This window comes from Pseudoalteromonas sp. S4741 (assembly GCF_005886135.1).
Classification (GTDB): Bacteria; Pseudomonadota; Gammaproteobacteria; order Enterobacterales; family Alteromonadaceae; genus Pseudoalteromonas; species Pseudoalteromonas tetraodonis.
The window spans coordinates 1-17327 of the sequence record NZ_PNCN01000037.1; the positions used below are offsets into that span (position 1 = coordinate 1).

Here is a 17327-nt window from a genome sequence, read left to right on the forward strand (position 1 = left end):
TTCTTAAACGAGTGGTGTTAGTCAATGGCACTGCGTTTATTACTTTCCAGCCATCTTGGTTTAATTCCTGTATGCGATCATTTAGTGCGACTATATCTACCCCACCCAAAAAACGGGCCTTTCTGAATTCGATTACTTTTTGCATTTTAATCCTTGTTGAACTTATAACATGTATTCAAAATCGTAATGGTGAATCCCTTGCTCAATCCGTATTTTCATACTGCCTGTTAATCCTGCGAGCTCATCAGTGCCTGAGTCGGGTACCACTTTTAAAATCAAGCTATCTTGGCCTTTATCCATAGTGACAAAATGCTGCAGTACAAAACCACCTTGCAAACCATCAAGTTCGCCTATTACTTGTTCAATAGCCACATAACCGGCACTGCCTTGGGTGGGGGTCATGGCGCTGAGCATTTCACCTTGGCTAGTTGCGGTTAGGCCACCAGTAAATTGTTTATCAATCGACATACGACCTAAATTAACGCCTTGCTGCCCGTGTGCATACCCTTCTATAGGCGCTAATGTAACGGTAAACTCGCCTGTTACCTGTTTAGTTGTCATAATTTTTCCCTATTGATGATTTTTAATACTATTGATTTTTAATCTATTGATGCCATATCTATACCTTAATCATCAATAAGAATCTACTATGCCTACAGACAAGCCTGCTCCAGATAAAGCCGCCTTTAGCGCTTTATTCCCTATATTCAATTTTATTAAGCCTTATAAATGGGTGGTTTTAGGGGCTCTAGTTGCATTACTTGCCACTGCAGGAGTTAACTTATCGCTAGGGCAAGGCGTTAAATTTGTGATTGATCATGGCTTTATTGCCGGCTCGCAAGCGCAGTTACAACAAGCTGTTTTGGTATTAATTGGTTTGATCAGTTTATTGGCAGTGGGTACATTCAGCCGATTTTATTTAATGTCGTGGATTGGCGAGCGAGTCAGTAACGACATTCGAAAAGCTGTATTCAATCGTATTGTTACCTTGCATCCGAGTTACTTTGAAGAAAATCGCAGCGGCGAGCTGATGTCGCGTTTAACCACCGACACCACATTATTACAATCTATTATTGGCTCGTCATTTTCTATGGCACTGCGAAGCGCGCTAATGTTAGTCGGTGGTTTAATTATGCTGCTTGTTACTAATTTAAAGCTTACCTTGGTCGTTGTGGCCTGCGTCCCTTTAGTACTGGTGCCTATGATAGTGTTTGGTAAAAAGGTGCGTAAACTCGCAAGCTCCAGCCAAGATGCTATTGCCGATATAAGCACCTACGCGGGTGAGATCATTCAAAACATAAAAGTGGTACAAAGTTATAGCCATGAACAGCAAGAGCAATCTGCTTTTGCGCTTGAAACCGAAAAGGCCTTTAATGTGGCTAAAAGCCGAATTAAACAACGTTCGTTTTTAATTGCAGCTGTTATTTTTCTTACCTTTAGTGCTATTAGTGCCATGCTCTGGGTAGGCGGTAGTGATGTGTTAGCAGGCACTATGACGGGCGGTGAACTCGGCGCGTTTGTGTTCTATGCCATTATGGTGGCCATGTCGGTAGCGACCGTTGCAGAGGTTTATGGTGAACTACAGCGCGCCGCAGGAGCCGCAGCAAGATTGCTTGAACTGCTAGCCGTTGAAAGTAAAATACAAAACCCCGAAATTCCACAAGATGATGAGTTACATGCAACAACCAGCAACAGTGCAATTTCACTTGAAGGTATTAGTTTTAATTACCCTTCTCGCCCAGATGTAAGCGCATTAAATAATATCAGCTTAAATATTGAAACAGGTAAAACTGTGGCTATTGTTGGCCCTTCCGGTGCGGGTAAAACTACCTTATTTGAACTATTGCAGCGCTTTTACGATCCAGCCAGCGGAGCGATTAAGTTTCATAATATAGATATTAAACAGTTGTCGTTAAACACCTTACGCAACAAAATGGGCATGGTGGCACAAAACCCGATTTTATTTAGCTCTGATGTCATGCATAACATTCGCTATGGCAACCCAAGCGCCAGTGACGAGCAAGTTTATGCGGCCGCCAAACATGCACATGCTGATGAATTTATAAAACAGTTACCACAAGGCTATAACAGCTTCTTAGGTGAGCAAGGTGTTAGGCTTTCGGGTGGACAAAAGCAGCGTATTGTACTTGCCCGCGCCATTTTAAAAGACCCAGAAATACTGCTACTCGATGAAGCCACCAGTGCACTTGATGCACAAAGTGAGCATCATGTTCAGGCCGCACTTGAGCACTTAATGCAAAATAGAACAACGCTGATTATTGCCCATAGACTAGCCACGGTAAAACACGCCGATATGATTGTGGTGATGGAAAATGGCGAAATAAAAGCCACAGGCACTCATCAGCAATTAATGGCAAGCAACCCTTTGTATCAAAAGTTATGTGAATTACAGTTTAATCTAGATTGATTGCAATTTAGTCGCTACTTTTTATCAAGCCATTTATTCATTGCGGTATCGTAAGCCTCAGTTAGCTTGGTTTTATCGCACTTTGCACCAGCAATATAACTATCTGGCAAGTCATTTTTTGGCATAACTCCAGCACCAACGGATACCTTTTTAAAACAGCTATCACCTCGTTGGTAAGTGGTAAATTGCATATTTTGCTGCTCTATTTTTAAAAGCGGCTTCACCTTCCCTGCATGCTCTTTTGGCACGGTAATGCGCTTTTTCTGAGGGTCATTCTTTGCAGTATCAGAATAGCCAATTTGTTGCTGTAAAATACTATTGAGCCCTTTTTTCAGGTCGATCTTTTTATAAGACGTTGCGGTTACAGGGTGGGTATTTATGGAGGTGGTACTTACCGGCTCAGTCGTCTTCTGTGTTTTTTTATTAGTCGCATTCAGTGGTTTTGATTGGGTTGCATTAACAGGCTTGGTTGGAGTTATTTCTGTATTAACATTTTTATTAGCGCTTTGCTGAGTGGCTTGTTGTGTTACTTTATTTTTGGCAGGCACATTCACCATATACGCTTTAATTAGCGTTAATTGCGGCTGTTTAATTTTAGGGGCTTTTAAGGTAGTTAAAAAAAACAAAACTAACCCATGTAAACATACCGATAAAATAATTGCTGTACGCCACTTTGTCATAAACATGTCCCTATGAAGAACTCCTTATGACAACTAACTTATTTAAAAGTGCCCTTTAAATAAGTACACAAACCGCGCGCAAACGCGGTTTGTAACTACAAAAGCTAACCTTGAGTGTTTGGTACAATTTGAATTTCTACTCGGCGATTTTGCGCACGACCATTCGCTGTGTCGTTAGTCGCTATTGGGCGTGATTCGCCATAGCCACTCGTGCTTACTCGAGCAGCCATAATTTGTTGGTTTACCAAGTAATTTTTTACGCTTTGTGCACGCTGCTCTGAAAGAGTCATGTTGTAACTGTCTTTGCCCGTGCTGTCGGTGTGGCCTTCAACACTTAAGTAGGTTTTTTCGTATTTATTCATTACACTTGCTATCGCATTTAGAGTGTCATGAAAGCCCGATGAAATATAAGATTGATCAGTCGCAAACGTAATATTAGAGGGCATTACTAAGCGTAAGTTATCGCCTTCACGAACCACTTCAACTCCCGAACCCGCTAACTCATCACGAAAAGCAGCTTCTTGTTTATCCATGTAATCACCTACAGCAGCACCCGCCAGCGCACCAATAGCTGCACCAATAAAAATACGTTTATCTTTGTGGTTACCTGTAGCTTTACCTAAAATACCACCCGCGGCTGCACCTATAGCGGCACCTTTACCTGTGTTATTCATTTCACAGCCAGAAAGTAATACAGCAACGACAGTGACACTTAAAAGTGATTTAGTTAACGTCATGGTGATTTCCTATTCATTTAGAATTTATTATTGCGATTATGCAAATATATGTATGAACCAACAATGAAGAATAACGTATAAGCGTTGATATTGCCTATCAAATAAGGAAGTAGTGATAGCGTTTCATAATAATGTCATACTTGTTTGTGACAATTTTATGATTTATCAAAAGGCGATTGCCACTATGTTAATTGCGATTTTTAGGCAGTTTTTTTTGCTTGGCTGCATGAGTTTTGGCGGCCCTGCCGCCCATTTAGGTTACTTTAAACATCACTTTGTTGATTCGCTGCGCTGGTTAAGTATCAATCGCTATTCACAGCTAATAAGCCTCAGCCAAGCTCTGCCTGGCCCTGGCTCTAGTCAGGTTAGCTTTGCTATTGGCGTAGAACGTGCTGGTGTTCTCGGTGGTATCACTGCGTTTATAGGCTTTACCCTGCCTTCGTTTTTGATCATGGTGCTAATTGCAATAAGTGCACATCAGTTTGATGCTGTTTATTTTGCTATTATTGCAGGTTTGAAACTATTTGCCGTGGTTATTGTTGCTGATGCGACCCTTAGTATGGCGAAAAGCTTTTGCACCAGTGCGGTACTTAAACTTCTGGCAATAATGAGTACTTTAGCACTGATTTTATTTCCTATGTTGGGCACTCAAATCGCCATTTTAGTAACCGCTGCCATTATCGGTGCTTTATGGCCTTTACTTAACTTAGCTAAATCTACAGAAAATGTTAGCAGAGAAAAAACCAACATCAATTGGATTGCTCTTAGCTTATTTGCACTACTACTTGCCATCAGCTTTATCCCACTTGGCGAAAACGCTGCGTTATTCGCGCCTTTTTACCAAGCAGGTGCCATGGTATTTGGCGGCGGACATGTTGTGTTGCCAGTACTTCAAGCGGGTGTGCCTACGTTAAGTGATGATCAATTTTTAACGGCTTACGCCAGTGCTCAGGCTATACCTGGACCGATGTTTACTATAGCGACCTACTTAGGCGCGCAGCTAACTACCGAGCAGCCAATGATGGGCGCAATCATAGCTACATTATTGATATTTTTACCCGGTTTTTTACTGATGCTGGCGTTTCAAAAAAGCTGGATAAACTTGGCCAGTAATCCTCGCTTTGCCAGCTCAATTGCAGCGCTTAATGCTACTGTAGTTGGCTTTTTGGCAGCTGCATTATATTCACCCATTTGGACTTCTGCCGTAAGCAATATTTGGCAAATTGCATTAGTGATTGCTGCGTTTGCATGGTTACGTATTAAAAAGCCACCTATTTGGTGGCTATTGTTATTGTTTATTGGTGTTGGCCTTGGACAGCATTATTGGGCACTTTAATGCTGGGTTTACCTGCCATATTGGCCCCGTCAGCTGGGCTTAATTGCCCACTGACACTTTGATAAGCGCGCAGCCCAAACACAGGTAATACGGCCAGTAAATGGTCCATAATTTCAGCTTGTAAGTGCTCGTACGATATCCAACGTTTGTCTTCACTGAAGCAGTAAAACTCAATCGGTAAGCCATGATTAAGCGGTTGTAGTTCACGCACCATAAGTGTGAGCGAGGTATTGATTTTACTGTGTTGTTTTAAGTAACCCTCTGCATAGCGACGAAATAGCCCTAAGTTCGACACCGGATCGGGAAGTGTGCCTAGTCGAATATATTCTTGCAGTGGTATAGCCGCTTCTATTTGCGCTTTAAAATCGTCATCAACTAAAAAGATGCTGTTCATATCAATGTTTAAAGAACGCTTGATGCGTCGCCCACCAGATTCTTGCATACCGCGCCAATTTTTAAATGAACCGGCCACCAGCATATAAGTAGGGATGGTCGTTATGGTGTTATCCCAGTTACGCACTTTTACAGTATTAAGTCCTAAATCAATTACTTCGCCATCGGCGCCGTAGTTATCTACTTGGATCCAATCTCCATAGGTCACTAAACGATTAGCGGCAATTTGAATGCTGGCGACAAAACCTAATATGGTGTCTTTAAATACTAATAAAGTAACAGCGGCGATCGCACCAAAACCAGAGAGAATATAAGTCGGCGATTTTTCAAGCACAATACTAACAATTAATATTGAACACACAATAAAGGTGATCAGCTTAACCACTTGAATTAAGCCTTGAATAGGTACTTCGCGAGCAAAGTCTAGTTGGTTATAAATAGCGCCAGCAATGCTCACTATGCTGCTAATAATAAAACCTATATAAATAATTAATAATGCTTGGCCAATGGTTTTAAGGATCTCTTGAGCAATTGCATTAACCGGATAAACACTATCAAATGTGGCTAAAAAAAGTACACAACATAACAAGCAAGCAATTCGTTTATTCAGCTTAGTTAACATAGGTGTCAATGAACCAATACGCTCAGGAGAGAGTTTAGTCACCACCTTTTGAATACCCGGTAACATTAAGCGACGAGTAAATAAGTAAACAAATAATAATGAAAGAATGCCAATTGATGAGGCGGTGATGGCACTGAGAAAAAAAGCATCGGGGACTTTTTCAAACCAAGGAGTAATTAGCTCCTGTAGGTGTGTTTTGCTCATGGTATTTCAATTTCCTTACTGGGTGTTAATTCAGTACTAGCTTGCTGAATATGAATAGCGCTTAATTGCTTATCTTTTTTTATCCATAAATTATTTAAATATTGCTGAAACTCGGCTCTAAATGCGTGATCTGTTTGGTAACTGCCAATCATCTGTGTATTTATTGGCATAACCTCAATAGTAATATGAATAGACTCCAACTCGCCTTTTAAAATATTACGACACACATGATCTGACTGACCGCTATACACTAAACTGGTGTTAAGCATAGCGTCAAACTGCTCGTTTAAAACCTCTAAGGCAAAAGCAGTTCCACCAGCCTTAGGCTTTAATAAATGCTGAAAAGGGCTTTGTTGATGCAGGTGCTTTTGCGCAGTAAAACGCGTACCTTCTACAAAGTTAACTATGGTTGTAGGATGATGACGAAAGTTACGGCAACTGCGCTTAGTACGCTCGACATCTAAGCCTTTTAAATTCGGATTTTTAGCCAATTGCGCTTTGGTCACTCGTTTCATAAAGGGCATACCCATCGCCCACGCACCAGTGCCAATAAATGGCACGTATTTAAGCTCATCTTTTAAAAAAAACTTAGGGGCTGGTAATGCATTTAACGAGCTTAATACCGCAATATCAAGCCAGCTAATATGATTACTGATTAGCAAATACCAACTGTTGGCATTCACCTCCCCACTAATATTAACTTTAATATCATTACAGCCTAGCCACAGCCCTAAGCGGTTACCTTTGCACCACCCTTTATACGCACTGTGTAATAATTTACTCACTACAGGTATGGGCAGCACTAATTTAACTAACCCTAGGGTAAGCACTAATGCGCCAAATATTATTAAATTAGCAAATAAAACACAGCCAACAATTAAGCCATTTAACCAATTAGGTAACCATTTTTTTAGCATAACTGTCAGCTCATTTTGTTATTTTTGTTTGAGATTAACCAACGTCTGGTTTTTTTCTTCCCACACGCGATTTAATTCACTTTGAAAGCGTACTCTAAAGTCAGGATCATTAGTGTAATCACCAATTAAGTCGTCACTAACGCCTTTTACTTCAACATGTACATCAATGTGTTTTACTTTACCGGCTGCAAAATCCATAAAGGTAGGAATGCCCTCAGGGTAATGAATAGTGACATTTACCACTTTAGAAATTTGCTCACCCATGGCTTGCATTACAAACGCCACACCACCCGCTTTCGGTTTAAGTAAGTGAGTAAACGGGCTATTTTGACGCGCATGCTTTTGCGCTGTAAACCGCGTCCCTTCAACAAAGTTAACCACACTGACTGGCATTTCTTTAAATTTTTCACAGGCTTTACGAGTGGTTTCTAAATCTTTACCACGCAACTTGGGGTTCTTTTTTAATTGGCTTTTACTAGTGCGGGTCATAAAAGGAAAGTCGAGTGCCCACCAACACAAACCTAAAACAGGCACGTAAATAAGCTCTTTTTTCAAAAAGAAGTTTAAAAAAGGTATTTTTCGGTTAAACACCCGCTGTAACACTAAAATATCCACCCAGCTTTGGTGGTTAGCAATGACTAAGTACCAATCTTTTAATTTAAGCTCTTCAAGGCCAATAACATTAAGTTTTGTTGGCGTTAATAACGTTTGATTTAACGTGTTGAAGGTCACCCAAATAGAGGCACATTGCTTGGCCGTCCAGCTCATTAATTTTTGAAGTCCCTTAATTGGGATTAACTTAACGATGCCACAAATAAAAATAGGCACAAACCAAAAAAGAGTGTTTATTGTATAAAAGAAAATACTAAATACACTGCGAATAACTGACATTACTTCTATTCCTTTAAATATCGCGCAGCCACTAGGACCGCGCTTAACTATGCAACTAAATTAATCTTCAAAATAGGTGTAGCCCTCAAGCCCTGCATTGAGCTCGGCTAGATACCCTTCTTTACAGTGTTCTGATACATCAAGTTTATTAATTTGAGTGGCAAAGTTATCAGCTAATAACTCGCTATCATAATCAACAAATTTTAATACATCCTTAACGCTGTCACCTTTAATGGCATTGGTTAATACATATCCTTGCTCATTAAGCTCAACATGGACTGAGTCGGTATCACCAAATAGGTTATGTAAGTCACCTAAAATCTCTTGGTATGCCCCCACCATAAACATGGCAATATGATACTGCTGACCTTGTGTATATTCAGGGATAGGTAAACTTGTTTCAATACCTGCACCTTCAACGTACTCACGTATTTGCCCGTCAGAATCACAAGTAATGTCTTGGATAATCGCGCGCTGAGTAAGCGGCTGCGTTAGGTTTTCGATGGGCATAACCGGAAATAACTGCTGAATACCCCATACATCAGGTAATGACTGAAACAATGAAAAATTCACAAACAGTTTATCGGCTAGTTTTTCGTTTAAATCATCCAGCACTTCGCGGTGAGCTCTTGCATTAGAGCTTAATGAAGCACGAACACGATGTAAAATAGTAAAGTAAAGCTGCTCTATTTTCGCCCACTCTAGCATGCTCACTAAACCATGCACGTATTGATCGTGTGCTTCGCTAAATAAGTGCATAGCGTCATGATATATTTCAAGTGCCATACGTGGGTTCAAACGTTGTAAGCATTGCCACATTTCATCTAGCACTAATGCGCTGTTTTCCAATGGCGGTTTTGGGTTTAAATGATTCGGTGCTTTTTCTACATCAATGACATCGGTGATCAACACTGCATGATGAGCCGTTAATGCACGGCCAGATTCTGTAATAATCGCAGGATGCGTTAAGTTATGCTGATCGCACACATCGGCAAATGCATTCACTACATTACGTGCGTATTCTTCGACTGTGTAGTTCATTGAGCAGGCACTTCGTGAGCCTGAACCTTCGTAGTCAACGCCAAGCCCGCCACCCACATCAACCGTATTTAGCGGTACACCGTATTGAGTTAATTCAGCAAAATGGCGAGCACATTCGCGCAAGGCACGATGAATATCACGAATATTGGCGATTTGAGAACCAATATGAAAATGCACCATTTGCATTAAATGCAACTTGTTATGTTGCTTAAGTACTTCCACTGCACTAAGTACTTGCCCTGCGGTTAAACCAAACTTACCTTTTTCACCACCGGTATTTTGCCATTTACCTTTACCAACCGAATTTAAGCGAATGCGAATACCAATAGCAGGCTCAATACCTAAATTATCAATTTCTTCAAGCAATGTGGTTAGCTCAGAGAGTTTTTCGACCACAATTTTAACGTTGTGCCCCATTGCTTGACCAATACAGGCTAAACGTAAAAACTCACTGTCTTTGTAGCCGTTGCATACAATTGTAATAGGCTCTTTCGCCACCCCTAAAATGGCCATTAGTTCAGGCTTAGAACCGGCTTCAAGCCCCACTAAGCCACTTGGGTGAGCTAATAACTTACTCACAACAGAGCGCTGCTGGTTTACTTTAATAGGATAAACACAGGTGTATTTGCCGTTATATTCTCGGTTAGTGCGCGCTTGAGTAAAGGCATTGGTGAGCGTATCGACACGATTTTTTAAAATATCAGTAAAGCGCACCAGTACGGGCAATGTTAACCCTTGTTGCTTAAATTGCTCAGTAAGCTGACTTAAAGAAATGGCAGGTTTTGTTTGGTCGCCATCAGGATAGGCTATCAACTCACCTTGTGCGTTAATATCAAAATAACCATCGCTCCAATGAGCAACATTGTATGTAGCACGTGCTGTTTCTAAACCCCAAGTCATGGCAACTCTTCTTTATTAAATTAGGTGTAAAGGGGCATTTTAATACGTCACTATCTGCTAAGCTAACAAAAATTGAACTTTCCCCTCTTTATAGCTAACTTTATTCGCTAAAGAGAGTAAAATTTGATTGAGCAATAGGCCAAGCACTGGCAGAATTGCCTCCTTTTTTTCATACTCAACCAAAAGTGTAACAACAACTATGGCAAATTTAGATCAAAGTAAGTGGTTTACTGAAATTAGCGACCGCGATGGCAGCGCATTTTCATTACGTATTAACAAAAAGTTAGATGAAAAACAGTCTCCTTTTCAAAAAGTAGAAATGTTTGAAACCACAGACTTTGGTAATTTAATGATCATTGATGGTTGTACTATGGTAAGCAGCCGTGAAAACTTTTTTTACCACGAAATGATCAGCCACCCAGCATTACTGGCGCATCCAAACCCAAAAAACGTAGTTATTATTGGTGGCGGCGATTGCGGTACATTACGTGAAGTGCTCAAGCACCCTAGTGTAGAAACTGTTACACAAATCGATATTGACGAAGTGGTTACCCAAATGTCGTTAAAGTACTTCCCTGAGTTATGTGAATCAAATAACGACCCACGTGCTACTGTGATGTTTGACGATGGCATTAAATACATGCGCGAAGCAGCTGGTGAGTCTATTGATGTAGTGATTGTTGATGGTACTGATCCGGTAGGCCCAGGTGAAGGTTTATTTAACCATGCGTTTTATACTAGCTGTTTAAACGCACTTCGCCCTGGTGGAATACTGGTACAACAAAGTGAATCGCCATTAATGCATATGCCACTGTTGGTTGAAATGCGCGAAGCTATGCTAAATGTTGGTTTTAACGATTTACAAACACTCCCATTCCCACAACCTATTTACCCAAGTGGGTTATGGTCAGTGACGCTAGCTCGCAAATCTGAGGTATTTAATGGCTTTAGAGAAGACGGCGCAGCAATAATTGCACAGCATAGTGAATACTACAATGGCGGCATTCATCACGGTGCACTCGCAACACCTAATTACATGAAACGCGCTTTTGATAAAAAATAATAAGTTATAAATACAAAACAGGGCTCGCTAGAGCCCTTTTTTATGTGTTTAATTACATTGAATACGTTTGCAGTCATCTCGTAATAACCCCACCTTCACTTTATGCTCATAGTCTACAATTTGACATAAAGGACACACAATGAGATTACCTTTACTGCTAGTTGCTTTACTTTCAAGCAGCGCTTTTGCAAAAGAAGCCATGCTGGAATCGCCTGATCAAAAAATTAAAATCATCATATCTGATCAATCTTCATCTCCTTACTATTCTATTAGCTTTAATGGTAAACCTGTTATTGCGCAGTCACATTTAGGTTTTAGATTTAAAAGCCAAGCGCCATTTGATGAAGGTTTTGTTATTAGTGAAGTAACCCACTCACAGACAGATAGCCAATGGCAACAGCCTTGGGGTGAGCGCCAAACCGTTGTCGACAAGCACAATGAAATTGCCGTTACCTTTAATAAACCCGCCCCCCACGGTGGCACATACACAGTGCGATTTAAAGCCTTTGATAGCGGTGTGGGATTTCGCTATGAAGTCCCTAAACAAGCCGATTTTGAAAAAACAGAAATTACTAAAGAGCTGACCGAGTTTGCCATCGCCGGTGCCGATAAAGCCACCGCATGGTGGATACCTGCTCGCGGTTGGAATCGTTACGAATATGTCTACAACACCACAGCCTTACAAGATGCTGCACTCGCTCACACCCCTTTTACCTTTAAAAATGGTAACGGTGTACATGTCAGCATTCATGAAGCAGCCCTAGTCGATTATGCGGGCATGGTGCTTAATCAACGTCGCCCAGGCACTTTTAGCGCCGATTTAACGCCATGGTCAGATGGTATAGCAGTCAAAAAGCACGGTGCATTTAATACGCCTTGGCGCACCATTCAAATTGGCGAACATGCGGTAGACTTAGTTAATTCAGATATTATTTTAAATCTAAATGAGCCAAATAAGCTCGGTGATGTGTCCTGGGTTAAACCAGGCAAATACGTAGGTATTTGGTGGGGCATGCACATCAATGAGAATACTTGGGGTAGTGGCGAAAAACACGGTGCTACCACAAAAAATACTAAATACTACATGGACTTTGCCGCAAAATACGGCTTTGATGGTGTATTAGTGGAAGGTTGGAACACCGGTTGGGATGGCGACTGGTTTTTTAATGGCGATGTATTTAGTTTTACCCAACCATATGATGACTTTGATATTGAGGAGCTTACCCGCTACGGTAAGCAAAAAGGGGTGCAGTTAATTGGCCACCATGAAACCTCAGGTAACGTAACAAATTATCGTAATCAAATGGAAGACGCTTTTGCGCTTTACGAGCAATCAAATGTAAGCCAAATTAAAACCGGTTATGTGGCCGATGGTGGCAATATTAAACGCATTGATGAAAATGGCATTGCCCGTTTTGAGTGGCATGACGGCCAATTTATGGTTAATGAGTACTTATACAACGTTAAGCTAGCTGCAAAACATAAAATAAGTATTAATACTCATGAGCCAATAAAAGACACCGGCCTTCGCCGTACTTACCCTAATTGGATTGCTCGTGAAGGTGCTCGCGGCCAAGAATTTAACGCATGGGGCACGCCACCCAATCCACCTGAGCACATTCCAATGCTTGCTTTTACGCGTATGCTTGCAGGCCCAATGGACTTTACGCCAGGTATTTTTGACATGAGTTTTAATGGCTTAGGTGGCGATACAAATCGCCCGCAAACAACGCTGGCAAAGCAATTAGCACTTTATGTCGTAATGTACAGCCCAATTCAAATGGCGGCTGATTTACCTAAAAATTATTTAGCTAAGCCCGATGCTTTTCAATTTATTCAAGACGTACCGACCGATTGGCAACAAAGTATTGCGCTTGATGGAGAAGTAGGCGACTTTATTGTATTTGCACGTAAAGAACGTAAACGCGATCAGTACACCGGTAATGACTGGTACTTAGGCGCTGTAACTGATGAAAACGCCCGCACCATTGAGGTTAAACTCGACTTCTTAGATAAAGATAAACAGTTTGAAGCGCAAATCTACAAAGATGGTGTTAAGGCAGAGTGGAAGAACAACCCTTACGATTTAAAAATAGAAAAACGCACTGTTACCGCAAATGATAAACTCACACTAAAATTAGCCACCAGTGGTGGTACAGCCATTCGTTTTAAAGCACTATAAAATGGTTAAAGCTATCCGCATATAACGGCGGATAGCTTTATTTAGTTTTGATTAACCACTTTAACCGGTAAATATATTTGCGCACTTAAACCACCTTCAGGGCGATTAGAGAGCACAACCTTGCCATTATGCATGTCTATAATGCGTTTAATAATAGCTAAGCCTAAACCACTGCCTTCACTGCCTCGTGCAGCGTCACCTTGCTTGAATGGTTCGAACACTGATTCTAATTCACTCTCAGGAATACCTGGGCCATTATCGTTAACCGCAATAATGACGTACTTTTTATTGCTATTAAAATAACTTTGCACCTCAATATCCCCTTGCGAGTAACGCAGTGCATTTTCAATCATATTCGTCACTACTCGCTTAATAGCCACTGAGCTTATGGGAATATTACCTAGGTTAGGATTGCTTTCAAACGTAATAACACGTTGATGCTTTAATTCACTTTGTACGACTTCGGCTACTAACGCATTGATATCTTCATAGCTTTGTTCTTCACAATTATGATGGCGTAAATATTCAATAAACTGATCAATAATGCCATTCATATCTTCAATGTCGTAAATAATACCTTCGCGTAAATAATCATCTTCATCAACCATCATTTCTGTGGCTAACCTAATACGGGTAAGCGGTGTGCGTAAGTCGTGAGAGACACCGGCCATGAGTAATCGACGATCATTTTCAAGGGCTGCAATACCTCGCGACATTTGGTTAAAAGCCCGCGTTACCTCAATAACTTCACTTGAGCCTTGTTCTTGTAACTTAGTACTAAAATCACCAACACCTACTTTTATTGCCGCTTGTTGCAGTGCTTTTAATGGTCGGTTCAAATGCCTTGCAAATAACCACCCGCCTAAGACACTTAAGAAGCCTATACTGGATAAGTAAAAAGTTAGAAATTCAAGATTACTTTCTTTAAATCCGGTTAAGGGAACTTTAACCCAATAGCCCGGTGCTTGCGGGGCTTCCACCCAATAAATAAGTGGTTCGGTTTGACTAATGCGTACCCGAGAAAACCCATTCAACTGCTCTGACATACTTCGCGATAGCCCTGAATACTCACGACTTTGTCCTAAGCCATTGCGCATCGCTTCACGCTGAGTCATCACCTCAATACCGGTTATTTCAAAAAACTTTTCTGAAACTTCATCGGTTACTTCAACACCATCTTCCCAGTCAATAAATACAGTTTTAATTTGCTTAGCGAGCATCAAATTAACTTGCTCAATGGTGGGTTTAACAACATATAAACTTACTGTGACGTAGGATACAATTTGGTTAATCAGCAACAAAGCTGCCACTAAAAAAACAGTTTGCCCAAACGCACTACGTGGAAACATCCCCATAATTATTACTTTTCACCATCAGGAACAAACACATAACCTAATCCCCATACAGTTTGAATATAACGCGGGTTAGCCGCATCCACTTCTATCATATGGCGAAGGCGTGACACTTGCACATCAATACTACGCTCTAGCGCACTGTAATCACGACCTCTTGCCAAGTTCATTAATTTATCACGACTTAACGGCTCTCGAGGGTGAGATACCAACGCTTTTAATACGGCAAATTCACCACTTGTGAGCGATACGGTATTATCCCCTTCGCTCATTTCTCGTGTGGCTAAATTTAAGGTAAATTTACCAAACTTGATTAAATTCTCTTCTACTGAGGGCGCCCCTGGCACTTCTTTTGATTGGCGACGTAAAATTGCTTTTATGCGGGCAAGTAACTCACGTGGATTAAACGGTTTAGGAATATAATCGTCAGCACCGAGCTCCAAACCAATAATGCGGTCTACTTCATCACCTTTAGCGGTCAACATCACAATTGGGATTTGGTTTTCTTTTTGACGTAACCGTCTGCAAATAGAGAGCCCGTCTTCTCCGGGCAGCATTAAATCAAGCACCATTAAGTGAAAATTTTCACGCTCAATAAGCCTATCCATTTGCTGTGAATCGGCGGCTGTTCTAACAATAAATCCTTGCTCTACTAAATAGCGCTCAAGCAAACTGCGCAAACGTTTATCGTCATCAACCACTAATACTTTTACTGTCTCTTGTCCCATAATCTGTTGCTTATTTTTATAATTTATTAATAGTTAATATAAATGAAAAACTTAATAATAAAAAACTAATTAAGTGCTTAGATTGTTACTGAACATTTCAAACCCATTGGTGGCTATTTTATCTCGACAAGCTGCCTTTATTTTAATACCGTGCCACACATGAAACTTAAACAAGAATACGGCGTGAAAACAAACTTAATTACTCGCGAAGGTTATTTACAACTTCAGCAAGAACATGACCATCTTTGGAATGTAAAACGCCCAGAAGTCACTAAAATTGTGAGTTGGGCTGCAAGCCTTGGTGATCGCTCTGAAAATGCAGACTATCAGTATAACAAGCGTCTATTACGCCAAATAGACCGCCGAGTGCGCTATCTACGTAAGCGCATCCCCGATTTAAAAATTGTTGATTACTCACCCGTGCAAGACGGTAAAGTTTTTTTTGGTGCTTGGGTTGAAATAGAAAACGAGGCTGGGGAGTGTAAGAAGTTTAGAATTGTCGGTCCCGATGAAATTTATGATCGCAACGATTACATTTCTATTGACTCACCGATGGCGCGAGCACTATTAAAAAAACAAGTAGACGATGATTTTGAGGTCATGACCCCTCAAGGTGCTAAGCAATGGTATGTAAATAGTATTTCCTACCAAAAATAAAACGGCTTAGTCTTGATTCAGATCATATTAACTTTTTATTGTTTATATTATCTGGGTACGCTATAACTAAAGCAACTCAAGTTATGATGTATTAATTTGAGAGTAGTTAATTAAGGTCGTCACTATGTCAAACATTACAGCGCGCATATTACAAAATGCCCTATTGTTTACACTCTTTATGAGTGTAAGTTTGACATTGCATGCAACACCCAAAAATACGCAAATTGATGCTGGTTTTACACCTGCAGAATTTATTGTTTGCGATTCTCCTGACCAAGCAAACCTCGACACCGATATAGACTCTCATGTCGGTGTTATTGCGCTTAGAGAAATTCAACCACTTCCTTTAGCGTTTTACTTTCATTATGAAAGCAGCCTTTTAGTCACACCTTACAGCCATGCACACCCGCGAGCGCCACCCGTTATTTAGTTTAATAACTTGCTTTTAAACATTATTAAATTTTATAACTAATTAGGTGGATATTATGTCTAACTTTAAAGAACTCCGTACCCAAGATATTTCTCATGGCACTATTGCGAATACATTTACTAATGAAGCTGTCATTGATTTAACTTCACCTGCTACACAAGTGGTGACTAGTTTTACTGATACAAGCCCGATGCGTGCATCGTTTGATACAACAATTGAACAAGCGTCAAAACAGTTAACGACTCAACGCTCTGATTTTATTTTGGTAACTGGTGAGCAGCAAAAGCTAATAGGTATAGTGGCGAGTGCTGATTTACAAAGCTCAAAAATCATGATTTTAGCACAGCGTTTAGGCTTGCCTCGTAGTGAAATTAGCTTGCGCTATTTAATGACACCGCTAAGTAATTTAATGGGTGTAAGTATGAAAAGCTTAAGCTACTCATGCATTGGTGATGCACTGCAAACTATGGAACATCATGGCGCTATGTTTTTATTAGTCACTGCGGCTAATAATGAAATAAGTGGTTTAATTTCAGCACGCGATATAGCACGTAAGCTGCAAATTCCTGTTCATATTAGTCCAATAGCGCACACATTTAGTGAAGTACTCGAAAGTATAGAGCACCCTCACTAAATCAGCTTTTTATTAGTATAGTTCCAACCCCAGTAATGGCATCTTAAAGCAAGTAAAATAGCTTGCTTTAAGAGCTTTTTATTACCTTCCCCTGTGATATTATTCAAGACATTGACGCATCAGTTAACTTCT

Annotated in this window: 16 protein-coding genes; 7 read left to right on the forward strand and 9 right to left on the reverse strand. The window is 40.6% G+C overall.

Translation table 11 applies throughout. From position 1 onward, the window contains the following. Positions 1-162: 162 nt before the first annotated feature. Positions 163-561 carry a DUF3224 domain-containing protein gene (locus tag CWC30_RS06960; RefSeq protein ID WP_138626724.1) on the reverse strand — a complete coding sequence of 133 codons (399 nt, stop codon included), beginning with the start codon at positions 559-561 and terminating at the stop codon, positions 163-165. A gap of 88 nt (positions 562-649) precedes the next feature. Here CWC30_RS06960 and CWC30_RS06965 point away from each other — a divergent pair, with 88 nt between their 5' ends. After that, on the forward strand, positions 650-2428 hold the full coding sequence (locus tag CWC30_RS06965) for an ABC transporter transmembrane domain-containing protein (protein WP_138626725.1): 1779 nt from the start codon (positions 650-652) through the stop codon (positions 2426-2428). A 14-nt stretch (positions 2429-2442) separates the two neighbouring features. Here the strand turns inward: CWC30_RS06965 and CWC30_RS06970 are convergent, their stop codons facing one another. Then, complete coding sequence (locus CWC30_RS06970) at positions 2443-3108, reverse strand: hypothetical protein (RefSeq protein WP_138626726.1); 666 nt, start codon at positions 3106-3108, stop codon at positions 2443-2445. A 104-nt stretch (positions 3109-3212) separates the two neighbouring features. Beyond that, positions 3213-3845 carry a YiaD family glycine zipper/OmpA-like lipoprotein gene (locus CWC30_RS06975; RefSeq protein WP_013466091.1) on the reverse strand — a complete coding sequence of 211 codons (633 nt, stop codon included), beginning with the start codon at positions 3843-3845 and terminating at the stop codon, positions 3213-3215. Positions 3846-4029: 184 nt separating this feature from the next. Between CWC30_RS06975 and chrA the strand changes: the two genes are divergently transcribed. Beyond that, positions 4030-5181 (forward strand): chromate efflux transporter, encoded by a 1152-nt coding sequence (gene chrA / locus CWC30_RS06980; RefSeq protein ID WP_138626727.1) that lies wholly within the window; start codon positions 4030-4032, stop codon positions 5179-5181. Here the strand turns inward: chrA and CWC30_RS06985 are convergent. From CWC30_RS06985 to speA, 4 genes are read right to left on the reverse strand one after another with little or no spacing between them, the layout of a single operon-like run. Then, positions 5141-6400: a mechanosensitive ion channel family protein gene (locus CWC30_RS06985; RefSeq protein ID WP_036980491.1), complete on the reverse strand. Its 1260-nt coding sequence runs from the start codon at positions 6398-6400 to the stop codon at positions 5141-5143. The genes chrA and CWC30_RS06985 overlap by 41 nt on opposite strands. Beyond that, positions 6397-7317, reverse strand: a complete 921-nt coding sequence (gene yihG / locus CWC30_RS06990; RefSeq protein WP_138626728.1) for a 1-acylglycerol-3-phosphate O-acyltransferase, YihG family — start codon at positions 7315-7317, stop codon at positions 6397-6399. The genes CWC30_RS06985 and yihG (CWC30_RS06990) overlap by 4 nt, the downstream gene beginning before the upstream one ends. Positions 7318-7335: 18 nt before the next feature. After that, entirely contained in the window at positions 7336-8208 is an 873-nt protein-coding gene (gene yihG / locus CWC30_RS06995) for a 1-acylglycerol-3-phosphate O-acyltransferase, YihG family (RefSeq protein WP_076922746.1), read from the reverse strand. Between the two features lie 60 nt (positions 8209-8268). Beyond that, positions 8269-10149 carry a biosynthetic arginine decarboxylase gene (speA, locus tag CWC30_RS07000; RefSeq protein ID WP_036980494.1) on the reverse strand — a complete coding sequence of 627 codons (1881 nt, stop codon included), beginning with the start codon at positions 10147-10149 and terminating at the stop codon, positions 8269-8271. A gap of 199 nt (positions 10150-10348) precedes the next feature. Between speA and speE the strand changes: the two genes are divergently transcribed. Together speE and CWC30_RS07010 are read left to right on the forward strand one after the other, a co-directional pair. Then, complete coding sequence (gene speE / locus CWC30_RS07005) at positions 10349-11212, forward strand: polyamine aminopropyltransferase (protein ID WP_138626729.1); 864 nt, start codon at positions 10349-10351, stop codon at positions 11210-11212. Positions 11213-11351: 139 nt separating this feature from the next. After that, positions 11352-13394 carry a glycoside hydrolase family 97 protein gene (locus tag CWC30_RS07010; RefSeq protein WP_138626730.1) on the forward strand — a complete coding sequence of 681 codons (2043 nt, stop codon included), beginning with the start codon at positions 11352-11354 and terminating at the stop codon, positions 13392-13394. Positions 13395-13435: 41 nt separating this feature from the next. Here CWC30_RS07010 and envZ read toward each other — a convergent pair whose 3' ends face one another. Together envZ and ompR are read right to left on the reverse strand one after the other, a co-directional pair. Then, positions 13436-14749 (reverse strand): two-component system sensor histidine kinase EnvZ, encoded by a 1314-nt coding sequence (envZ, locus tag CWC30_RS07015; RefSeq protein WP_138626731.1) that lies wholly within the window; start codon positions 14747-14749, stop codon positions 13436-13438. A gap of 5 nt (positions 14750-14754) precedes the next feature. Then, positions 14755-15474, reverse strand: a complete 720-nt coding sequence (ompR, locus tag CWC30_RS07020; protein ID WP_036980498.1) for an osmolarity response regulator transcription factor OmpR — start codon at positions 15472-15474, stop codon at positions 14755-14757. A gap of 183 nt (positions 15475-15657) precedes the next feature. On the opposite strand from ompR, the gene greB reads away from it, so the two are divergent. The 3 genes from greB to CWC30_RS07035 all read left to right on the forward strand — a co-directional run bounded on the left by greB (position 15658) and on the right by CWC30_RS07035 (position 17195). Beyond that, positions 15658-16131, forward strand: a complete 474-nt coding sequence (gene greB / locus CWC30_RS07025; protein ID WP_036983331.1) for a transcription elongation factor GreB — start codon at positions 15658-15660, stop codon at positions 16129-16131. A gap of 124 nt (positions 16132-16255) precedes the next feature. Then, a complete protein-coding gene (locus CWC30_RS07030) occupies positions 16256-16561 on the forward strand; it encodes a hypothetical protein (protein ID WP_024602195.1) in 306 nt (101 codons plus the stop codon). A gap of 55 nt (positions 16562-16616) precedes the next feature. Continuing rightward, entirely contained in the window at positions 16617-17195 is a 579-nt protein-coding gene (locus CWC30_RS07035; RefSeq protein WP_036980500.1) for a CBS domain-containing protein, read from the forward strand. Positions 17196-17327: the final 132 nt, after the last annotated feature.

Excerpts from the sequence above, each read along its gene's own strand:
- CWC30_RS06960 (WP_138626724.1), bottom strand. The coding sequence starts at position 561 with ATGACAACTAAACAGGTAACAGGCGAGTTTACCGTTACATTAGCGCCT.
- CWC30_RS06965 (WP_138626725.1), top strand. The coding sequence starts at position 650 with ATGCCTACAGACAAGCCTGCTCCAGATAAAGCCGCCTTTAGCGCTTTA.
- CWC30_RS06970 (WP_138626726.1), bottom strand. The coding sequence starts at position 3,108 with ATGACAAAGTGGCGTACAGCAATTATTTTATCGGTATGTTTACATGGG.
- CWC30_RS06975 (WP_013466091.1), bottom strand. The coding sequence starts at position 3,845 with ATGACGTTAACTAAATCACTTTTAAGTGTCACTGTCGTTGCTGTATTA.
- chrA (WP_138626727.1), top strand. The coding sequence starts at position 4,030 with ATGTTAATTGCGATTTTTAGGCAGTTTTTTTTGCTTGGCTGCATGAGT.
- CWC30_RS06985 (WP_036980491.1), bottom strand. The coding sequence starts at position 6,400 with ATGAGCAAAACACACCTACAGGAGCTAATTACTCCTTGGTTTGAAAAA.
- yihG (WP_138626728.1), bottom strand. The coding sequence starts at position 7,317 with ATGCTAAAAAAATGGTTACCTAATTGGTTAAATGGCTTAATTGTTGGC.
- yihG (WP_076922746.1), bottom strand. The coding sequence starts at position 8,208 with ATGTCAGTTATTCGCAGTGTATTTAGTATTTTCTTTTATACAATAAAC.
- speA (WP_036980494.1), bottom strand. The coding sequence starts at position 10,149 with ATGACTTGGGGTTTAGAAACAGCACGTGCTACATACAATGTTGCTCAT.
- speE (WP_138626729.1), top strand. The coding sequence starts at position 10,349 with ATGGCAAATTTAGATCAAAGTAAGTGGTTTACTGAAATTAGCGACCGC.
- CWC30_RS07010 (WP_138626730.1), top strand. The coding sequence starts at position 11,352 with ATGAGATTACCTTTACTGCTAGTTGCTTTACTTTCAAGCAGCGCTTTT.
- envZ (WP_138626731.1), bottom strand. The coding sequence starts at position 14,749 with ATGGGGATGTTTCCACGTAGTGCGTTTGGGCAAACTGTTTTTTTAGTG.
- ompR (WP_036980498.1), bottom strand. The coding sequence starts at position 15,474 with ATGGGACAAGAGACAGTAAAAGTATTAGTGGTTGATGACGATAAACGT.
- CWC30_RS07030 (WP_024602195.1), top strand. The coding sequence starts at position 16,256 with ATGTCAAACATTACAGCGCGCATATTACAAAATGCCCTATTGTTTACA.
- CWC30_RS07035 (WP_036980500.1), top strand. The coding sequence starts at position 16,617 with ATGTCTAACTTTAAAGAACTCCGTACCCAAGATATTTCTCATGGCACT.